The organism is Aeromicrobium panaciterrae (assembly GCF_031457275.1).
Taxonomy (GTDB): Bacteria; Actinomycetota; Actinomycetes; order Propionibacteriales; family Nocardioidaceae; genus Aeromicrobium; species Aeromicrobium panaciterrae_A.
Genome location: NZ_JAVDWH010000001.1, coordinates 1,073,649 through 1,092,588, shown reverse-complemented (window position 1 = coordinate 1,092,588; position 18,940 = coordinate 1,073,649). Strand labels below are relative to the sequence as shown.

Annotated in this window: 21 protein-coding genes; 11 read left to right on the top strand and 10 right to left on the bottom strand. The window is 64.6% G+C overall.

The genetic code is table 11. From position 1 onward, the window contains the following. Position 1: 1 nt before the first annotated feature. Both J2X11_RS05745 and J2X11_RS05740 read right to left on the bottom strand, forming a co-directional pair. Entirely contained in the window at positions 2-670 is a 669-nt protein-coding gene (locus J2X11_RS05745) for a L,D-transpeptidase (RefSeq protein WP_309967795.1), read from the bottom strand. 41 nt (positions 671-711) lie between these two features. Next, on the bottom strand, positions 712-1,482 hold the full coding sequence (locus J2X11_RS05740; protein WP_309972288.1) for a ParA family protein: 771 nt from the start codon (positions 1,480-1,482) through the stop codon (positions 712-714). 62 nt (positions 1,483-1,544) lie between these two features. On the opposite strand from J2X11_RS05740, the gene J2X11_RS05735 reads away from it, so the two are divergent. Genes J2X11_RS05735 through J2X11_RS05720 form a run of 4 tightly spaced genes read left to right on the top strand, consistent with a single transcriptional unit; the run spans position 1,545 to position 4,464 of the window. Beyond that, a complete protein-coding gene (locus J2X11_RS05735; RefSeq protein ID WP_309967791.1) occupies positions 1,545-2,303 on the top strand; it encodes an SDR family NAD(P)-dependent oxidoreductase in 759 nt (252 codons plus the stop codon). A 7-nt stretch (positions 2,304-2,310) separates the two neighbouring features. Continuing rightward, positions 2,311-3,141: an alpha/beta fold hydrolase gene (locus J2X11_RS05730; RefSeq protein ID WP_309967787.1), complete on the top strand. Its 831-nt coding sequence runs from the start codon at positions 2,311-2,313 to the stop codon at positions 3,139-3,141. Positions 3,142-3,154: 13 nt separating this feature from the next. Continuing rightward, a complete protein-coding gene (locus J2X11_RS05725; protein WP_309967784.1) occupies positions 3,155-3,766 on the top strand; it encodes a sulfite oxidase-like oxidoreductase in 612 nt (203 codons plus the stop codon). Beyond that, positions 3,763-4,464 carry an FAD-binding oxidoreductase gene (locus J2X11_RS05720; protein ID WP_309967782.1) on the top strand — a complete coding sequence of 234 codons (702 nt, stop codon included), beginning with the start codon at positions 3,763-3,765 and terminating at the stop codon, positions 4,462-4,464. Before J2X11_RS05725 ends, J2X11_RS05720 begins: the two co-directional genes overlap by 4 nt. Before the next feature lie 10 nt (positions 4,465-4,474). Here the strand turns inward: J2X11_RS05720 and J2X11_RS05715 are convergent, their stop codons facing one another. The 6 genes from J2X11_RS05715 to J2X11_RS05690 form a co-directional block, all read right to left on the bottom strand. Next, complete coding sequence (locus J2X11_RS05715; protein ID WP_309967779.1) at positions 4,475-5,296, bottom strand: PHP domain-containing protein; 822 nt, start codon at positions 5,294-5,296, stop codon at positions 4,475-4,477. Positions 5,297-5,305: 9 nt separating this feature from the next. Next, positions 5,306-5,899: a histidine phosphatase family protein gene (locus J2X11_RS05710; RefSeq protein ID WP_309967776.1), complete on the bottom strand. Its 594-nt coding sequence runs from the start codon at positions 5,897-5,899 to the stop codon at positions 5,306-5,308. Then, the gene (locus J2X11_RS05705; protein ID WP_309967772.1) at positions 5,886-6,920 is read right to left on the bottom strand and encodes a MaoC family dehydratase; all 1,035 of its coding nucleotides are present in this window, start codon (positions 6,918-6,920) and stop codon (positions 5,886-5,888) included. The genes J2X11_RS05710 and J2X11_RS05705 overlap by 14 nt, the downstream gene beginning before the upstream one ends. A gap of 2 nt (positions 6,921-6,922) precedes the next feature. Further along, complete coding sequence (locus J2X11_RS05700) at positions 6,923-7,399, bottom strand: YflT domain-containing protein (RefSeq protein WP_309967769.1); 477 nt, start codon at positions 7,397-7,399, stop codon at positions 6,923-6,925. Positions 7,400-7,431: 32 nt separating this feature from the next. Continuing rightward, positions 7,432-8,625, bottom strand: a complete 1,194-nt coding sequence (locus J2X11_RS05695; RefSeq protein ID WP_309967766.1) for an acyl-CoA dehydrogenase family protein — start codon at positions 8,623-8,625, stop codon at positions 7,432-7,434. 96 nt (positions 8,626-8,721) lie between these two features. After that, positions 8,722-9,594 (bottom strand): DMT family transporter, encoded by an 873-nt coding sequence (locus J2X11_RS05690; RefSeq protein ID WP_309967764.1) that lies wholly within the window; start codon positions 9,592-9,594, stop codon positions 8,722-8,724. 57 nt (positions 9,595-9,651) lie between these two features. Between J2X11_RS05690 and J2X11_RS05685 the strand changes: the two genes are divergently transcribed. Both J2X11_RS05685 and J2X11_RS05680 read left to right on the top strand, forming a co-directional pair. Continuing rightward, the gene (locus J2X11_RS05685; RefSeq protein WP_309967761.1) at positions 9,652-10,023 is read left to right on the top strand and encodes a DUF3592 domain-containing protein; all 372 of its coding nucleotides are present in this window, start codon (positions 9,652-9,654) and stop codon (positions 10,021-10,023) included. 119 nt (positions 10,024-10,142) lie between these two features. After that, positions 10,143-10,622: a nuclear transport factor 2 family protein gene (locus tag J2X11_RS05680; RefSeq protein ID WP_309967757.1), complete on the top strand. Its 480-nt coding sequence runs from the start codon at positions 10,143-10,145 to the stop codon at positions 10,620-10,622. On the opposite strand, the gene J2X11_RS05675 is transcribed toward J2X11_RS05680, so the two are convergent. Next, on the bottom strand, positions 10,623-12,005 hold the full coding sequence (locus J2X11_RS05675) for a WS/DGAT/MGAT family O-acyltransferase (protein ID WP_309967755.1): 1,383 nt from the start codon (positions 12,003-12,005) through the stop codon (positions 10,623-10,625). It abuts the gene before it with no gap. A 125-nt stretch (positions 12,006-12,130) separates the two neighbouring features. Here J2X11_RS05675 and J2X11_RS05670 point away from each other — a divergent pair, with 125 nt between their 5' ends. Next, positions 12,131-13,180, top strand: coding sequence for an alpha/beta hydrolase (locus J2X11_RS05670; RefSeq protein WP_309967753.1), 1,050 nt, complete (start codon positions 12,131-12,133; stop codon positions 13,178-13,180). 20 nt (positions 13,181-13,200) lie between these two features. Then, positions 13,201-13,641, top strand: coding sequence for a hypothetical protein (locus J2X11_RS05665; protein ID WP_309967750.1), 441 nt, complete (start codon positions 13,201-13,203; stop codon positions 13,639-13,641). Here the strand turns inward: J2X11_RS05665 and J2X11_RS05660 are convergent. Next, positions 13,638-15,824 carry a thiamine pyrophosphate-dependent enzyme gene (locus J2X11_RS05660; protein WP_309967747.1) on the bottom strand — a complete coding sequence of 729 codons (2,187 nt, stop codon included), beginning with the start codon at positions 15,822-15,824 and terminating at the stop codon, positions 13,638-13,640. The genes J2X11_RS05665 and J2X11_RS05660 overlap by 4 nt on opposite strands. A gap of 91 nt (positions 15,825-15,915) precedes the next feature. Between J2X11_RS05660 and J2X11_RS05655 the strand changes: the two genes are divergently transcribed. From J2X11_RS05655 to J2X11_RS05645, 3 genes are all read left to right on the top strand, one after another. Beyond that, positions 15,916-17,187, top strand: a complete 1,272-nt coding sequence (locus J2X11_RS05655; RefSeq protein WP_309967744.1) for a magnesium transporter MgtE N-terminal domain-containing protein — start codon at positions 15,916-15,918, stop codon at positions 17,185-17,187. Further along, on the top strand, positions 17,180-17,731 hold the full coding sequence (locus tag J2X11_RS05650; protein ID WP_309967742.1) for a DUF1003 domain-containing protein: 552 nt from the start codon (positions 17,180-17,182) through the stop codon (positions 17,729-17,731). Before J2X11_RS05655 ends, J2X11_RS05650 begins: the two co-directional genes overlap by 8 nt. A gap of 68 nt (positions 17,732-17,799) precedes the next feature. After that, positions 17,800-18,939, top strand: a complete 1,140-nt coding sequence (locus tag J2X11_RS05645) for an Mrp/NBP35 family ATP-binding protein (RefSeq protein WP_309967739.1) — start codon at positions 17,800-17,802, stop codon at positions 18,937-18,939. Position 18,940 lies beyond the last annotated feature (1 nt).

Below are 18,940 nucleotides of genomic sequence, written 5' to 3'. Positions count from 1 at the left end.
CTCAGGCTGTTACGACGACGCGGGTGCCGATGGGGGCGAAGTCCCACAAGGCAATCGCGTCGGGCAGCCACTGACGTACGCATCCGGCTGACAAGCGAGTGCCGAGCTGCTCTTTGGTCTGCTCAAGCTGGCCGGAGTGGTCCTTCGGCACACTGTGGAAGCCGATCGGCTCGCTGAACCCGGTGGCGAAGCGTACGAAGTACTCCATCGTGCCGCTGCCATCGAACGCGTTGGCCGTACGGGACTTCGACTGCACCTGGTACGAACCGGGCTGCAGGTTGTTGAACTTGCTGCCCGACACGAGGTACGTACGTTCGACCGATCCGTCACTCTCGACGAGCCAGACGCGCTGATCGCTCTGGTCGAAGACGATCCGATAGCCGGTGCCGGATCCAGCCGGCAGCGTCGCCGCATCGGGCGCTGCCTCCACCGTCTGGGCCGCTGGGGTCACCTTGGGCTTCGGGATCTCGAGCTTTTCGAGTGACGCTGTCTCGATCGCCGCAGGTGCGAGCGCATCCGATGCCGTGGCCGGTTCAGGGGTTTGCAGCTGTGGGATCACGCCCATCGCCGCGGCGCTTCCCGCGCCTGCCGTCAGTCCAAGTGCGAGCACGACGGCAGCGATACGCCCCTTGCGGCGGGGCGCACGATGCTGAGCACGGTGCTTGGACATGACCCCAATCTTATCGCGGGGGCCTACTGGCCGGGCTCGGTTCAGCCTTGTGCGGCGAGCATCGCCGCAGCGACCTGGCGGTAGGCGTCCGCGCCTTTGTGCGTGGTCGCCGTATCCAGGATCGACCGACCGTACGCAGGCGCCTCGGCAAACCGAATCGTCCGCGGGATCGGCGGGGTGATGACCGGCAATTCGTACGTCTCGCCGATGGCTCGTACGACGTTCTGTGCGTGCGTCGTACGACCGTCATACATCGTCGGCAGCACACCCATCACGGTCAGCTTGGAATTGATGAACTGGCGGACGTCGTGGATGGTGTCGAGCAGTTGGCCGACGCCGCGGTGCGCAAGGGTTTCGGCCTGAATCGGGATGAGCACTGAGTCTGCGGCCGACAGAGCACCGACCGTGAGAACGCCCAGCGCTGGCGGGCAGTCGAGCAGGATCCAGTCGTAGTCGGCGGCGACCTTGTCCAGAGCCACCCGGAGCCGCTGCTCACGACCTGTACGTCCGACGAGCTGCTCCTCAGCACTGCCGAGCGAGAGGTTCGACGGCAGCAAGTGGAGACCATCGTCGGTGATGACGATCGCGTCCTCGGCCAGCGAGGTGCCCAGCAGGACGTCTGCGACGGTGACGTCGAGGTCCTCGGGATCGATGCCGAGCGAGAACGTGAGACTTCCCTGGGGGTCGAGGTCGACCAGCAGGACTCGCTGCTTGAGCTCACCAAGTGCGGTCCCCAAGGACGCCACAGTCGTCGTCTTGGCGACCCCGCCCTTCTGGTTCGCCACCGCAATCGTTGTCGTCACGCCCGCCATTGTGTCACCGCCACTCTCGACCAGACGGCGGCTCACCGTAGGGGTTTGGCATGCTTGGCTCCATGACACGTCGCGCGCTGATCACTGGGCCCACTGCAGGCATCGGCAACGCGTACGCCCGGGAGCTCGCCCGGCGCGGATATGACCTCGTGCTGGTCGCCCGCAACACCGAGCGACTCGAGGCGATCGCGGCGCAACTCAGCACCAAACACCGCATCGATGTCGACGTCATCACGGCAGACCTCGCGACCGAAGAGGGTCTCGCCCGCACCGTCAACGCGCTGACGGACACGACGACTCCGATCGACCTGCTGGTCAACAACGCCGGCTCGTCCCTCGCAGGCTGGTTCGGTACGACGTCCATCGCTGACGAGGACAATCAGCTCGACCTACTCGTACGCGCTCCGATGCACCTCATGGACGCAGCGATCAAGGTCATGGCGGGTCGCCGCGGCGGGCAGATCATCAATGTCTCGAGTGTCGCCGCCTACACACCGCGGGGCGTCTACTCAGCCCACAAAGCGTGGCTGCTCAACATCTCCGAATGGGCCAACGTGCACTACGCCGACGTCAACATCTCGGTGATGGCGTTGTGTCCGGGCTTCGTACGTACGGAGTTCCACCAGCGCGGCAAGATGGATGTCTCGGGCGTACCCAAGTGGATGTGGCTCAAGGCCGACAAGGTCGTCAAGACCTCACTCAAGGACCTCGAAAAGGGCAAGTCGGTGTCGATCCCGTCGGTCCGCTACAAGGTGCTCAGCGTGCTGGCGCGCTACCTGCCGAAGGGTCTCGTGACCCGCGTCGCCAAGCGCGGCCGCTGAGACAAGCATGAGCATTCCCAAGACGCTGGAGATCCCTTCCGGTGTGGAGGCCGTGACGATCCACGCCGAGGGAACCAACTTCGCGGCGCACATCGCGCGCATCGACAACCCGCGCGGCCACATCCTCCTCGTACCGGGCTGGACGGGCAGCAAGGAGGACTTCACCCAAGTCCTTCCACTTCTCGCCGCAGCTGGCTTCGATGTCACGGCGTATGACCAGCGCGGCCAGTACGAGACTGTCGCGCGGCCCGACGACGACTTCACCCTTGCCGGATTCGCGCGTGACGCGATCGCCGTCGCAAAGGCGGCCTCACCTGCACCGACGCATCTCCTGGGTCACTCGTTCGGCGGACTCGTCGCACAGCGGGCAGCCGTCGACAGCCCTGCGTCATGGCGTTCCCTCAGCCTGCTCGGCACGGGACCCGGCGCTCTCGGCGAAAGCCCGCACCGACCACTGAAGATGCTGTTGCAAGCACTTGGCAAGGTGCCGCTGCTCCAAATCCACGAAGTGCGCGAGCAGGGCGTACGGCGTCCCGCTCAGATCACGCGCTTCCTCGCCAAACGGTTCACGAGCAACTCGGTGCCGTCACTGAAGGCCATCACCCAACTTCTGCTCGATGCGCCCGACATCATCGATCAGGTCAAAGCGCTGGACCTGCCGATCTGGGTTGGTCGCGGTCAGGACGACGACGCGTGGGGCCACGACGTACAGGCGTCGATGGCCGAACGCCTTGGCACCGCTGTCCACGTCATTGGCAACAGCGTGCACTCCCCAGGCGTCGAGAACCCCGAGGGACTTGTCGAAGCCTGGCTACCCTTCTTGAACAGCCACAGTTAGAGGAGCACTGCTGATGGGCGTGACCCGTGGGTTCACTGGCCGGGAAAGGAAAGGCGCCGACGAGCGTCTACCTCCGGGCCAGTATGACACCGGCTCCAGCTGGCCAGTCCTGACAGCCGAGCTTGCCCCGCATATCGATCTCACTACGTGGGAGCTCGCGATCGGTGGCCTCGTCGAGCAGCCGACTAACTGGACCTGGGACGAGCTCCGCGCTCTCCCGGCGTCCTCGTACAACGGCGACATCCACTGCGTGACGACCTGGTCGAAGTTCGACACACATTTTGGCGGCGTCAGCCTCGACACCCTGCTTGAGGTCGCACGACCGAAGCCCGAAGCGACGCACATCGTCGCCACAGCAACGACGGGATACACGACCAACCTGCCGATCGACGATGTCCTCGACGGCAAATCCTGGATTGTCTGGGAGTTTGATGGGAAGCCGCTCGCTCAGGAGCACGGCGGGCCCGTACGCATGCTGGTGCCGCATCTCTACTTCTGGAAGTCGACCAAGTGGATCACCCGTATCGACTTCCTTGACCACGATGAGCCGGGCTTTTGGGAACGTAACGGCTACCACGATCGCGGCGACCCCTGGCTTGAACAGCGCTACCAAGGTGATGCATGACCTCGGTCCCCGTCGGCCGATCGTGGACCACGGGCATCGTGCGCGAGATCGAGCGACCCACCGACCAACTCGTGAAGATCCGGTTCGAAGTCGCCGATCGCACGCCGCACCGTCCGGGCCAGCACTACGTCGTACGGCTGCGCGCGCCCGATGACTACACAGCCCAGCGCTCGTACTCGATCGCCTCTGATCCCGACGATCCGCTCGTCGAGATCATGGTCGAGGTTCTGCCGCGGGGTGAGGTCTCGCCGTTCCTCCACGAGATTGCCGAGGTCGGCGACGAGTTCGAACTGCGCGGGCCGATCGGACGCTGGTTCGTCTGGAATGACGACGTCCCGTCGATCTGCATTGGCGGAGGTTCTGGTGTCGTACCGTTCGTCTCGATGATGCGATACGCCCAACGCACTGGCATCGACCCGCGGCTCAGAGTCATCGCGTCGGCACAGACCCGTGAGCGACTCCCGTATGTCGACGAGCTCGAGTCGTACGGGGCGCTCGTCGCCCTGACCAGGGAGAACCATCACGATCGGGTGGCCGCGCACATCTATCCCGATGAGGTCAAAGCCCTCGCCTTCGGCGCCCAGCGCGCGTATGTCTGCGGCTCCGTCGGGTTCGTCAGCTTTGCCGGTCGCATCCTGGGCGACGCTGGCATCTCCGACGAGAACGTCCGCGTCGAACAGTTCGGCCCCTCCGCCTAACCCTTGAGGCTCAGCTGAAGAGGCGGTGGAACTCGTCGTATGCGGTGGTGTTGCAGCCGAGATCGAAGCCGACCTTGCCGGTGCCGTGATAGTCGCTGGACCCCGTACGTACGAGGTCGAGCTCACGCACGATCTGACCCAGATGCGCTCGATCTTCCTCGCCATGATCGTTGTGGTCGACCTCGAGGCCGTCGAGGCCGATCTCCTTGAGGGAAGCGATGCGGGACTTGGTGAGGACCCGCTTGCTCCCCCGCGACCACGGGTGAGCCAGCACGGTCTTGCCTCCCGCGGCATTGATCAGGGCAATCGCATGGTCCAAGGGGGCGGCATAGCGGTCGACGTAAGCCGGCTTGCCTGGCGTCAAGTAGTGCGCAAAGGCCTCGTCGCGACTGGAGACCACACCTAGCTCGACCATTGCATCTGCGACATGCGGTCGGCCCGAAGCGGCCGCATTGGTGGAGTGCCGACGGACGTCCTTGACGTCAATGTCGATGCCGAGCCCCCGGAGCCGTTCGAGTATCGCGGGAAGGCGTGAGTTGCGGCCATCGAGCACCTTGCCGAGCTCGGTGAGCAGCGGCTTGTTCTTGGGATCGAAGTCATAGCCGAGCAGGTGGACGCTGACGCCGTCACAGCGTGTGGACACCTCAATGCCCTTGACCAGCTGGATGCCTGCGCGCTTTGCAGCGCTCTGCGCCTCAACCCAACCCTCGGTCGAGTCGTGGTCAGTGAGTGCCACGATCTCAAGCCCAGCGGCCACTGCGTTGTTGATCAACTCTGTCGGCGAATCCGTGCCATCGGACTTGCTGGAATGCGTATGCAGATCGATGGTCACAAGCTCAGGCTATCCGCCGGGTGAGACATTCCAGCTGCGGACGACCTGAGTGCCACGGTCTACGCCCAAGACCGACACCGTCGACGTGTCCAGGACGAACCGCTGACCCTCGGCGATGTCGAGGCCGAGCCACCGAACGGCGAGCGCCCGCAGCGAGTGACCGTGTGCGAATACCAGCGTCTTGCCTTCGACGGCACGTGCTTTGGCGATAACCCGGTCGAGCCGTTCCGAGACCTGTTCGCCGGTTTCACCGCCGGGACTGGGGTGAGTCCAGATCGTCCAGTCGGGCACGGTCTCGCGGATCTGGACCGTGGTCAGACCCTCGTAGTCGCCGTAGGCCCACTCCACCAGATCGTCGTCGACCTCGGCATCGGGGAACCCCGCAAGCTCAGCCGTATGAACGGCGCGCTGTCGCGGGCTCGTCAGCACCTGCTCGAACTCGATTCCGCTCAGCGCGTCAACCAACTTCAGCGCAGCGGCTTCGCCATTCGCGGTCAGAGGCAGGTCCGTCGTCGACGTGTGACGACCGTTGGCGCTCCACTCAGTCTCGCCGTGGCGTACGAGCCACAGCTGATCCTCAACTTCTGCGTCAGCGTGGGACAAGAGCCCAGTAGTCCAAGTCGAGGAGTACTCCGGCGGCGTACTTGCCATCGTCTCCGCGCAGGGTCATCGACTCATCGCGACCCTTGGTGGCGACCAGTCGCAGCCTCAGTGCGCCAACACCCGGTGCGCTGGTCTCGGCCTTGTCGAGCACCTCAGACCACGCGTAGACCGTGTCACCGGCGAGAGCAGGCGCCGTGTGTGCGCCGGCGTTGATCGCCGCGATGAGCTGAGCATTGGCGAGGCCGTTGAACGACAGGGCACGCGCAAGAGAGATCACGTGACCGCCGTAGACCAGACGCGTGCCGTCGGGTCGAGCCTCAGTGTTGAAGTGCACCTTCGCGGTGTTCTGCCAGAGGCGAGTAGCCAGCATGTGCTCGGGATCGGTGATCGTCACGCCATCGACGTGGTCAATCTTCTCGCCGACCTCGTAGTCGGCAAAGCGGTGCGGCTCCCCCGCGGCGACATCGTCGTACGAGGTGAAGTCGAGTCCCGCAGGAATCAGCAGGTCGTCAGCCGCCACAGCATCGGCGAGGTCGGGCACGACCGTCTCAGGAGCCGGAGCGTCCTGATCCCGCTTGTGGACCATGACCCAACGCGCCCAATCGAGAACGACCTCGTCGCGCTGGTTGGTTGCGGTCGACCGTACGTAGACGACGCCGCTCTTGCCGTTGGAGTTCTGCTTGAGTCCGATGACCTCGGACTGCGTCGAGATCGTGTCGCCGGGGACGACCGGCTGGTGGAAGCGGCACTCGGCATAGCCGAGGTTGGCGATCGCGTTGAGCGAGATGTCGGGGACGGTCTTGCCGAACGCGATGTGGAACGCGATGAGGTCCTCGACTGGAGCCGGGCTCAGCCCGACCGACGCGGCGAAGGCCGCCGACGAAGGCACCGCGAAGCGAGTCGGGTAGACCGCGCCATAGAGAGCGCGGTCGCCCTCAGTCACTGTGCGGGGCGTCGCGTGGCGAAGCACCTGCCCGATCGCGAAGTCCTCAAAGAAGTTGCCAGGATTGGTCTTCGACATTCTTAGAGATCAACCTTCTTGCCGGGCATCTTGGCGAGGAGCTCCTGGCCCGCCGCAAGGTGCTTGTGTTCGACGAGAACCTCGTACTTGGTGGCAACGACCTTCTGGACCGAGCTGAAGTCGCGCTGACCACGCGTTGCGGCATAACCCATGGCGCCGGAGACGATGCCGAAGATGACACCGAAGCTAAGGCCGAAGAGCACTGTCGCTGCGAACGACTTGCTATCGGTGAAGATGCTGAGCAGAAGGCCGATCAACAGGCCCAGCCACGCACCTGACGCGGCGCCAGCCAGAAGAACGCGGCTCCAGGTCAGTCGACCCGTCACGCGCTCGACCTGACGCAGCTCGGTGCCGACGATCAGGCAGTTCTGCACCGGAAACTCGTTGTCCGAGAGGTAGTCCACAGCCTTCTGCGCATCGGCGTACTTGTCGTAGATACCGAGCGACTGCGGATATTCGAGGGAGAAGAGCTCAGGCATGGCAGGCCACCTTCATAGGTCAGCTGGGTGAGTCAGAGTTTGTAGTCTTCCAGCAACCGGCGACCGATGATCATCCGCTGGATGTCTGCGGTGCCTTCGCCGATCAGAAGCATCGGCGCCTCGCGGTAGAGGCGCTCGATCTCGTACTCCTTGCTGAAGCCGTAGCCGCCATGAATGCGGAACGAATCTTCGACGACCTGCGAGCAGTACTCGCTGGCGAGGTACTTCGCCATACCCGCCTCGAGGTCGTTGCGCTCGCCCGAATCCTTCTTGCGAGCGGCGGTGACGACCATGCCGTGAGCGGCCTCGATCTTGGTGCCCATCTCCGCGAGACGGAACAGCACTGCCTGGTGCTCGGCGATCTTCTTGCCGAACGTCACGCGCTGCTGGGCGTAGGAGACGCCAAGCTCGAAGGCACGGTTGGCAACGCCGACAGCGCGGGCGGCGACGTTGACGCGGCCGACCTCGACACCGTCCATCATTTGGTAGAAGCCCTTGCCGGGCTCGCCACCGAGGATCTGGTCCGCCGAGATCTTGTGACCTTCGAAGATCATCTCGGTGGTGTCGACGCCCTTGTAGCCCATCTTCTCGATCTTGCCCGGGACGGTGACGCCCTGAGCAGTCTCGCCGAAGCCCGGCTCCTTCTCGACGAGGAACGTCGTCATGTTCTTGTAGACCGAGTCGCTGCCCTCGTCGGTCTTGACCAGCACGGCGACCAGGTTGGACGAGCCACCGTTGGTCAGCCACATCTTCTGGCCGTCGATTGTGTAGTTGCCGTCGTCGCCCTTGACCGCCTTGGAGGTGATCGCCGCGACGTCCGATCCGCAGCCCGGCTCCGACATCGAGAATGCGCCGCGTACTTCGCCGGTCGCCATCTTGGGGAGGTACTTCTGCTTCTGCTCTTCGGTGCCGTGCTGCATGAGCATGTAGGCAACGATGAAGTGGGTGTTGATGACGCCGGAGACGCTCATCCAGCCGCGGGCGATTTCTTCAACCACCAGCGCGTATGTCAGCAGCGACTCGCCGAGTCCGTCGTACTCCTCGGGGATCATCAAGCCGAAGATGCCGAGCTCCTTGAGACCCTCGACGATTGCCGTCGGGTACTCATCCTTGTGCTCGAGCTCCGTCGCAACAGGAATGATCTCCTTCTCGACGAACTGCCGGACGACCTTGAGGATCTCCTGCTGTTCTTCGGTGAGACCTTCGGTCTGGACGAGACGACCCATCATGGGCTCCTATGCGTTGCTTGGCGGTGACCAGCCGACTCTACCGGCAAGTAACTTTCTTTGCCTGTCCTGCGGCGGGTGACCTTGACCACCAAACTACTCCGCGAGGACGACTGAGGGTGCTGGGCGACGGAGCACGACGAGAACCAGCCCACCGAGGATCAGCGCGAGGCCGACGTACACACCGATCGGCGGCGTCTGATCGAGGAAGATCCCCGCAAGGATTGCCGCCCCCGGAACCTCCAGGAGCAGCAGCAACGAGATGAGCGCCGGGCTCATGACAGCCAGCAAGTGATTGAGCACCGAGTGCCCGAGCAGCTGGGCGCAGATTGTCACGCCGATGATCGCGAGCCACGTGTTGCGCGAGAAGTCGACCATCTCGACCTGCGCCACGAGACACCCTGCGAGCAGCAGCACGGCACAGATGCCATAACAAACCACCGTGTACGACGTCGTGCTCACGCGCTCCCGTACGCGACTGCCTGCCATTAGGTAGATCGCCGCAGTGAGCCCGCCGAGCAGGGCGAGCAGGTCACCGGAGAGAGCCCGGGCCGATAGTGAGAAGTCGACACCCGTGATGACCAGCACGCCTGCGACCGCGATGGACACTCCGCCGATCACGGCGGCCGGCGTGGGCTCGCCCCTCAACCGATCGATGATGACGACGAACACGACCTGCATGCTGACCATGGCCGTCGCCGCAGCGACCGATGTCATCTTGAGCGCCGTGATCCAGGTGGCAAAGTGCAGAGCCAGCATGAGGCCGGCGAGTGCCACGTCACGCCATCCCGCGCGGTCCAGCAGCCTGAGCTCGGAGCGAACCGTACGAGCCGCGAACGGCGCGACCGCGAGCGTTCCCAGCGCATTGCGCCAGAACCCAATTGCCAGCGCTGGCGCGACCGCTCCAGCCATCAACGGCCCCGAGGCGGACACGCCGAGGATCGCAACAATGGCGAGGAACGCGTTCACCCAGACAGTGTGCCGGTTTGCCCGCCCACCACGTTTGCCGCGTGCCACGATGACGCCATGGACCTGCTCACCGCTTGCCTCCTCATAGTTGGCATCAGCATGTCGGCAGCCGGGTCCTATCGGCTGATCACCTCCGGACGATCGCCGCGGGCCGAAGGGGAAGTCACCAGCTGGTCAGGCGGCACGAGCTGGCTCGACCGCTACAAGCACGCGTCGTTCCGATTCACGACAGCCGACGGCACGACCCTTGACGTCACCTCGCCAGACGGCTCGACGATGAGCCCAGAGGTGGGCAAGAAGGTACGGGTCGCATACGACCCACAGATGCCGACGAACGCCCGCATCGACTCGCTGATGGGCCGCGGCATCCTGCTCATCGTCCTCGGCGACCTCATTCTGGCCATCGCCATCTTGCGCATCGTGCTCTAGATCCGGCACCGACGTCGCCGCAAATATGCAGCACCCACCGACTTGAGGCCAGACACGACCCACACACGAATCTAGAACAGGTTCTTGTTTTGGGCGGTGCTCGCTGCGATGCTTCGGGGATGGACCTGGAATCGCTCGAAGAAATCCGCCGCCTCAAGTACCGCTACTTCCGGACGCTCGACCTGAAGCTCTGGGATGAGTTCGGTGACACGTTCACCGACGACGTCGTCGGTCGCTACGGCACCAAGGTGTACGGCGACCTGGACGCCCTCGTGGGTCGCGACGCGATCGTCGGATTCATGAGCGAGAAGCTCGGCAACGACATCATCACGGCGCACTTCGCGCATCACCCGGAGATCGACATCGACGGCGACACTGCGGAGGCCTCGTGGGGCTTCGAGGACACTGTGATGGCGACCGACTTCAAGGTGCTGATCCGTGGCGCCGGTTACTACAGCGACCGCTACCGCCGTGTTGACGGCAAGTGGCTCATCGCTGAGACCTCGTACCAACGCATCTACGAGTCGATGGAGTCGCTCGAGGACACCCCGAGCCACCAGCTCCTGGCCAACCGGTGGGCCAAGGCTCCTGCCGAGTAGTTAGCCCCAGGCCTTTTCGAGCTCTTCGAGAGACGTCTCGAGGTGCGTCAGCAGTCGCTGCAGGTGCGGGACTGATTTGCGGCAGCCGATGAGTCCGAAGTCGAGGAAGCCCTTGCGACTGGTCAGCGTGATGTTGAGCGCCTGACCGTCGAGGACGATCGACACGGGGTACATGCCGTCGAGTCGCGCGCCGTTGAAATACATCTCCTCGGTCGGACCGGGGACGTTGGACACGATCACGTTGAACGGCGGATGCGCGTACTTCACGAAGCCGGGGATCGGCGTCATCGCCAACGGAAGTACCTGCGCGGCTGACAGCGCAAGGATCTGCAGAGGCGTGAGATCGCCCATGATCTTCTTCGCCTGGCGCGATGAGGTGGCGATCTCCTCGAGCCGGGTTGGACCATGCTGACGGTTCGTGGCGAGGTTGACGATGATCGCGCCCACTGCGTTGCCGTCGCCGCTCTCCTTGCCAGCCGACTCGGCCCGCAGGGCGAGTGACACCGGGACCATCGCGGTCATCGGCTCGTCGGGCAGGGCGTTCTGCTCCAGCAGGTACTCGCGAAGGGCGCCCGACACCATGGCCAGCACGACATCGTTGAGTGTGGTGCCGGACTGCTTCGCAACGCCCTGGATGCGCTCGATCGCCCAGGACTGAGCGGCGAAGCGGCGCGCGCCTCCGACCTGACCGTTGAGCATTGTCTTGGGTGCTCGCGGCAAGGTGACGTCACCGTCACGGAAGACTTGGTTGGCGATCTTGACGCCGGTCGGCACGAGACCGGCAAGCTCCCCGGCGACACCGCCAGCCGCACGCAGAATGCCCCACGGGTCGAAGCTCTTGCCCTCGCCACTACCGGCACGAGTACGAGGCGGAAGGCTCCACGGCGGGATGCAGTCCTGCGCCTTGGGGTCGGTGCTCAATGACCGCTGCATCAACTTGAGCGCAGATACGCCGTCGACCATCGAGTGGTGGATCTTGCTGTAGACCGCGATACGTCCGTCGGAGAGACCCTCGACGAGGTGCGCCTCCCACAGAGGGCGGTGCCGGTCGAGCAGCGCTCCGTGCCAACGCGACGTTAGCTGGAGGAGTTCGCGGATGCGTCCCGGCTGCGGAACTGCCGAGTGTCGTACGTGGTAGTCGTAGTCGATCGTCTCGTCGACCGACCACCAGGTGTTGCCGAGGGAGCTGACCGGTTCGGCCGGTCGCTTGCGGAAAAGTGCCGAAACGTTGTCGGTGCCGCGGAACGAATCGAGCAGATCCCGAGCGAACTCTGGGCCCGCGCCCTCGGGCGGCACGAACAGCTGGAGGCCACCGACGTGCATCGGGTGCTCACGCGACTCGGCCAGCAGGAACATCGAGTCCGTAGGTGGCATAAACGACATTTGTTGATCCTCCCGCGGAATTAGGAACGCTCGCAGTACGCTAACGATCGCGGATGACGCAAGTCACACAGCGTAAACGTTCGGTAAACGGTTGTTTGCAAACTGTCGAAGGGACACCTACGGGAATGGCACATCTGAGTCTGGCCGCCGAGCCGCAGTTCTTCCGGGGAGCAAGTGTTCAATCACGCGCTCTCGGCTTCGGCGTTCGCCACACTGTCCGCCCGCTGCTCGGCCTATGGGCACGACTGCCATTCGATCTGTTCCCGCCGAACGTCGTCGACCACATCGCTCGTCTGTTGCCCGTCCACGCCGGTACGAAGTGGCGCACGGTCGAGCTCAGCGACTGCAATAGCGAATGGCTCCAGGCCAAGGGTGTCGAAGACGTCGCCCACGGCAATCCCGGAGCGATCCTCTACTTCCACGGCGGCGCCTTCCTGACCTGCGGCCTCAACACCCATCGCCGCCTCGTCTCCCGCATCTCCTACGCGTCCGACCAGCCCGTGCTCAACGTCGGCTACCGGCAGATGCCGTACGAACCGATCACCGAGTCGATCGCCGATGGCGTCGAGGGTTTCCGCTGGCTGATGGAACAGGGCTACAAGCCTGAGAACATCACGATCGCTGGCGACTCGGCTGGCGGCTACCTCGCGTTCAGCGTTGCCCGAGTCGTGATGGATGAGGGCTGGGGCCGCCCGGCGGGTGTTGTTGCCATCTCACCGCTGCTCGACTTCGACCCCACAGGCAAGAAGAACCACCGCAACGCCAACCGCTGCCAGCTGTTCCCGGTCCACGCCGTGGCCAAGCTCAGCGACGTCGCCCTGCGTATGGATACTCGCCGCGGGATCGAGGGCACGCGCACCTGCCCCGTAGACATGCCCCTCGGCGACATGCCGCCCGCGCTGATCCACATCGGCTCACGCGAAGTCCTCATGGCGGATGCCGAGCTGATGGCCAATCGCCTCGTGTCTGCTGGCGTGCCGTGCGATCTGCAGGTGTGGGATCGCCAGATTCACGTCTTCCAGGCAGCAGCTTCATGGCTGCCCGAGGCGCGTACCGCGATCAACGAGATCGGCGCCTTCGTGCAGCGTCTCGCTGAGCAGGAAGCAGCAATGACTCCTTCCGTGCGCGTCGAGACCCGCAGGTCTCGTGGCGCCAAGACCGCCGCCGTACGCTGACCCGGCTCTACAGTTGACCTGTGCAGCCAACTGACCTGATCGCTGACCTCGCGAAGAAGTCCGGACTGGTCTGGGTCGGGTACGCCAACCACACGCACGCCATCTGGCATGAGTGGGTCGGCGACGCCGTCTGCGCTGTCACCGGCGGCGGCGAACAACCGCTCCCCAACATCGACAAGCACCAGACCGTCACGCTGTCGTTGCGGAGCAAAGCGACCCGGGCTCTGGTCGCTCAGGCCGAGGCACGGGTCGAGGTCATCACTCCCGAGTCCGAGCACTGGGAAGCGGTCACCGAAGCACTGAAGTCCGGCCGACTCAACGTTGTCGATGCCGACAACGCGATCGAGCGATGGGGTCGCGAGTCGGTCGTCGTACGCCTGGTTCCCACCGGGAAGGTCACGCTCGCCGATGACGTCTCATCGTCGCTCAAGAGGACGTCGCCGCACCTCTCGCGCAGCTAAATCGTTTCGGAGACCAGCGCTCGCACGGCCCCAACGATGTCGGCCTCGGACAGCAATACGTGATCTGCCGCCGGACCGAGCGGAATGAAGCTGTCGACGCTGGTTACTCGGCGAGCGGTGCCGTCATATCCCCCATCGACCAGAGCCGTGATCACGGATTCGGACACGCCGCCGCTCTCGCGGGTCTCGTCGACGACCAGCACCCGCGCGAACCGCGCCGCGACTCGCAGCAACTCTTCTCGAGGCAGCGGTGACAGCCACTGAAGGTCCAGAACAGTGCTGCTGATTCCCTCGTCCGCAAGCACGGTGGACGCGCGGAGGCTCATGGGTACGCCATTGCCAAACGTCACCAAGAGGACGTCGGTGCCATCGCCTATCGTCAGCACCTGACCCGGCGCCGAGGTGGTGTCCTGAGTCCACTCCTCGGGCGGTGCATACGGAGCGAGCCACGCGCCATCGCCTTCGTGCAGGTCACGGCGGTGATAGAGCGCGATGGGCTCGAGGTACACGCACACACGGCCCTCGGCAGCGAGGGCGAGACATTCGCGGAACAGTCCGGCGGCATTTCCGGGGTGGCTGGGCACGGCGAGCACGACTCCCGGGATGTCACGCAGCACCGCGACCGAGTTGTCGTTGTGGAAGTGCCCGCCGAAGCCCTTTTGGTAGGCCAGTCCGGCGACGCGTACGACCATGCCGTTCGTGTATTGACCATTGGAGAAGAAGCGCAACGTTGCCGCTTCGCCGCGGAGCTGGTCCTCGGCGTTGTGGAGGTAGGCGAGGTACTGGATCTCCGGAATCGGCACGAACCCAGCGAGTGCCGCACCAAGCGCGGTGCCGAGGATCGTCTGCTCGTCGAGCAACGTGTCGAACACCTGAGTGCCACCGAACGACTTGCGCAGACCGCGAGTGACGCCGTAGACGCCGCCCTTCTTGGCGACATCCTCACCGAACACGAGGGCCTCGGGACGTGCGGCTAGCGCATCCTTCAGCGATGCGTTGATCGTCTGTGCGAGCGTGAGGTCGCCCTCGAGCTCCGGCGGCTTGGCGCCAAAGGCCAGCGCCCGGCGCTCGACCGACGCGGTCGGAGCCACTACTGCTGCTCGGGCGGTGATCGGCGTGGTGATGGCTCGCGATGAACTGAGACGCCGTACTCCGGAGATGCTCTTGGCTCGTTCCATGACGGTCTGGCGGACATCTTCATAGCGAGCCAGCGCATCGGCGGCGCTGAGGACACCGGCCTCGATAAGCTCCCTGGCGGTTGCCAGCAGCGGGTCGAGCGCGTATTCGTCCTCGATCTCGCGCGTCGTCCGATAGGCGATCTCGGCGTCGGACCCTGCGTGACCCATAAAGCGCACAGTCTTGAGATGCAGCACCGCGGGCCGCCGTTCGGTGCGTACGAGCTCGGCCAAGTGCTTCGCAGTCGCGAGGAGCTCGCCTGGCTTCGTACCGTCAGCGGCGGCGTACTCGATGGCAGGCATTGACTGCAAAGACCGTTCAACCCAGCCAGCCGGCGACTTGGTGCTGATGCCGATGCCGTTGTCCTCGCAGACATACAGGATCGGAAGCGGTACGCCTTGGTGCGCGCAATAGGCCGAGGCGTTGAGCGCGCCCACCGCGGTGGAGTGATTGGCAGATGCGTCGCCAAAGCTGCACACCACGACAGAGTCGAGTGGCCAGTTCGGCGTCATGTCTGCGCCAGCTGCACGACCGAGAGCGAAGGCGAGCCCGAACGCGCGCGGCAGGTGCGAACCGATCGTGGAGGTCTGGGGAATGACGTTGAGGCTGACGCTGCCGAAGACCTTGTGCCGACCACCGGAGATCGGGTCGAGCACCGATGCGGTGGCGCTGTTGAGCACGTCCTCGATCGGCGTGGAGCCATCGACCTGGCGCGCACGTGCGGAGAAGAATCCGCCCGATCGGTAGTGAAGCAACGCAGGATCGGTGGGACGCAAAGCCATCGCAACAGCAGCATTGCTCTCGTGGCCGGCAGAGCCGATCGTGTAGTACGCGTGCCCCTGTGTCTGCAACCAGCGCAGTGCAAAGTCGAGGTGACGGCTCTCAAGCTGGGCGTCGAAATACGTCAGCAGGGCCGTCGGATCAGCGACTCCACCGACAGGTTGATCGGTGACCGGGCGTTCACGAAGCACTCTGGAGAAGTGATCGTCGACAGATTCCAGCGCCATCACCCCAGTTTGGCATGTCAGCGGGGCCGCACCCAGTGGTGTGCTCGACGGTAGGGTTTGGGCGAACCCACGAAGCGACGGAGGTATCGGCATGAGCACCACACCAGGCCGCGTCTTCCTTTCCCGCATCGTCGGGCAGGCAGTTTTTGACCCCGCTGGCGATCAGGTCGGCAAGCTTCGCGACGTCGTGGTCGCCGTTCGCTCGGCAAAGCAGCGCCCGCGTGTGCTCGGCATCGTCGTCGAGGTGCTGGGCCGGCGTCGGGTTTTCCTGCCGATCACCCGCGTCACCTCGGTCAACTCCGGTCAGATCATCACGACTGGCGTCCTCAACGTCCGCCGCTTCGAGCAGCGCCGCACAGAGACACTCGCCATCCATGAGCTGTTTGACCGCACCGTGACGCTCCCCGACGGCACATCCGCGACGGTCTACGACCTCGCGATGGAGCAGGACTCGCGCCGCGATTGGCACATCAGCGACATCGCTGTGCAGGCCGGTGGCAAGCGGTTCGGCCGCCGTGGCGCCCAGCAGGTTCTCGAGTGGGACGAAGTCAAAGGCCTCGGCGGCGAAGAAGCAGGCCAGGGTGCAACGCACCTCCTCGCCACGATGGACGAGATGCGACCTGCCGACCTTGCCAACGCCCTGCGCGACCTCAACCCGAAGCGCCGCATGGAAGTTGTCGCCGAGCTCGACGACGAACGCCTCGCCGATGTCCTCGAAGAAATGCCCGAGAAGGACCAGGTTGAGATCCTCGGCGTACTCGATCCCGATCGCGCTGCCGACGTCCTCGAAGAGATGAACCCCGACGACGCGGCCGACCTCCTCGGAGAGCTGTCACCGCAGGGCGCAGAGCACCTCCTCGGACTGATGCAGCCCGAAGACGCCGAAGACGTACGCCGACTGCTCAAGTACGAAGAGCGCACGGCCGGCGGAATGATGACGACCGAACCGGTCGTACTCCCGCCCGATGCAACCCTCGCCGAGGCGCTCGCTCGACTCCGCGAGCCCGAGATCATCCCCGCACTCGCAGCGATGATCTACGTGTGCCGTTCGCCGCTCGAGACTCCGACCGGTCGCTTCCTCGGTGTCGTGCACTTCCAGGCCCTGCTGCGTGAGCCACCATCCACGCTCGTCGGCGCGATCATGGACAACGACATCGACTGGCCACGTCCCGACGCATCGCTCGAGCACGTTGCCAACCTGCTCGCTGCCTACAACCTTGTTGCGCTTCCCGTTGTCGACGAGAACGCACATCTGCTCGGGGCGGTGACCATCGACGACGTGCTCGACCACTTGCTGCCCGAAGGCTGGCGCGAGCAGGACGACGCCGCACAGACCGAGTCGGAGGTGGTCACACATGGCTGACCGCGCACGCCTCGACCAGCCCCGCGAGAACCGGCGAGCGTTCCGGCGACGCCGCGACGCCGATCCGGAGCGCTTTGGTCGTTTCGCCGAGACCTTCGCCCGATTCCTGGGCACGGCCCGCTTCCTCACCTACATGACGATCTTCGTGGTCATCTGGATCGCCTGGAACGTCCCCTATGGGCCTGACAGAGGGCGCTGGGATGCGTACCCGTTCATCTTCCTGACCCTGATCCTGTCGCTGCAGGCGTCGTACGCGGCGCCGCTGATCCTTCTGGCGCAGAACCGCCAGGAGGCTCGTGACCGGGTTACGCAGGAGCAGGATCGCGAGTCCAACGCCCAGTCGCACGCTGATATGGAGTTCCTCGCCCGCGAGGTCGCCAGCCTGCGCCTCGGCCTCGGCGAAGTTGCCACCCGAGACTTCCTCCGCAGCGAGCTGCGTGGGTTGCTCTCCGATCTCGAGGACAAGCCGGAGCCAGAAGCCGAGCCGGTCGAAGAGCCAGCAAAGCCCAAGAAGGCCGCCAAGAAGGCCCCGCCCAAGAACTAGCGGTTGCGATCCAGGCGGTTAGGCCACACTCATCCTCCGGTCCGCGACCTCCCACGTACGATGGGGGCATGGCAGCCGTCACTGAAGAACAGGTCCGCGAGGCCCTGAGCACCGTCAACGACCCTGAGATCAAGCGTCCGATCACCGACCTCGGCATGGTCGACGGCATCACCATTGGTGACAACGAGATCACCGTGCGACTCCTCCTGACGGTCTCCGGATGCCCGCTCAAGGACACGCTCAACCGCGACATCACGGCAGCCGTGCTCACGGTTGCGCCGGACGTCAACGTCGTCGTCGACATGGGTGTCATGAACGACGAGCAGCGCAAGAGCATGCAGCAGATGCTGCGTGGCGGCCACACCGAGCGTGAAGTTCCGTTCGCCCAGGTCGGCTCGCTCACCAAGGTTTTCGCCATTGCCTCGGGCAAGGGTGGCGTCGGCAAGTCGACGGTCACCGTCAACCTCGGTCTCGCCATGGCGAACCGCGGCCTCAAGGTCGGCATCATCGACGCCGACATCTACGGCCATTCGATCCCCGACATGCTCGGCGTCGGAGACCTTCGCCCGACCCAGGTCGAAGACATGATCATGCCCGTACCGGTCAAGGGCATGAAGGTCATCAGCATCGGCATGCTCAAGCCCAACAAGAACCAGGTTGTGGCTTGGCGCGGCCCGATGCTCGACCGTGCTCTGCTGCAGATGCTCAGCGACGTCTACTGGGGCGACCTCGACGTACTTCTCCTCGACCTCCCGCCAGGCACGGGCGACGTGGCGATCAGCCTCGGTCAGCACCTGCCCAACGCCGAGGTTCTCGTCGTCACGACGCCGCAGCCCGCTGCCGCCTCGGTCGCTGAGCGTGCCGGAACGATGGCGTCGATGATGCATCAGCGTGTAGTCGGCATCGTCGAGAACATGTCCTACTTCCAGCTCCCCAGCGGTGAGCGTATGGAAATCTTCGGCTCTGGCGGCGCTGCCGCGGTCGCGGAGACGTTGACCGCGCGCTTCGGCTACGACGTGCCGGTGCTCGGCCAGGTGCCGCTCGAGGAGAAGCTGCGTGAAGGCGGCGACTCAGGCGAGCCGATCATCGCGACCAACCCGGACTCCGAGGCCGCCAAGATCCTGCAGGGCATCGCCGACCAGCTCAGCGGTCGCTCACGCGGTCTCGCCGGTATGCAGCTCGGCTTGGCACCCGCCGGTCGGCTCTAAG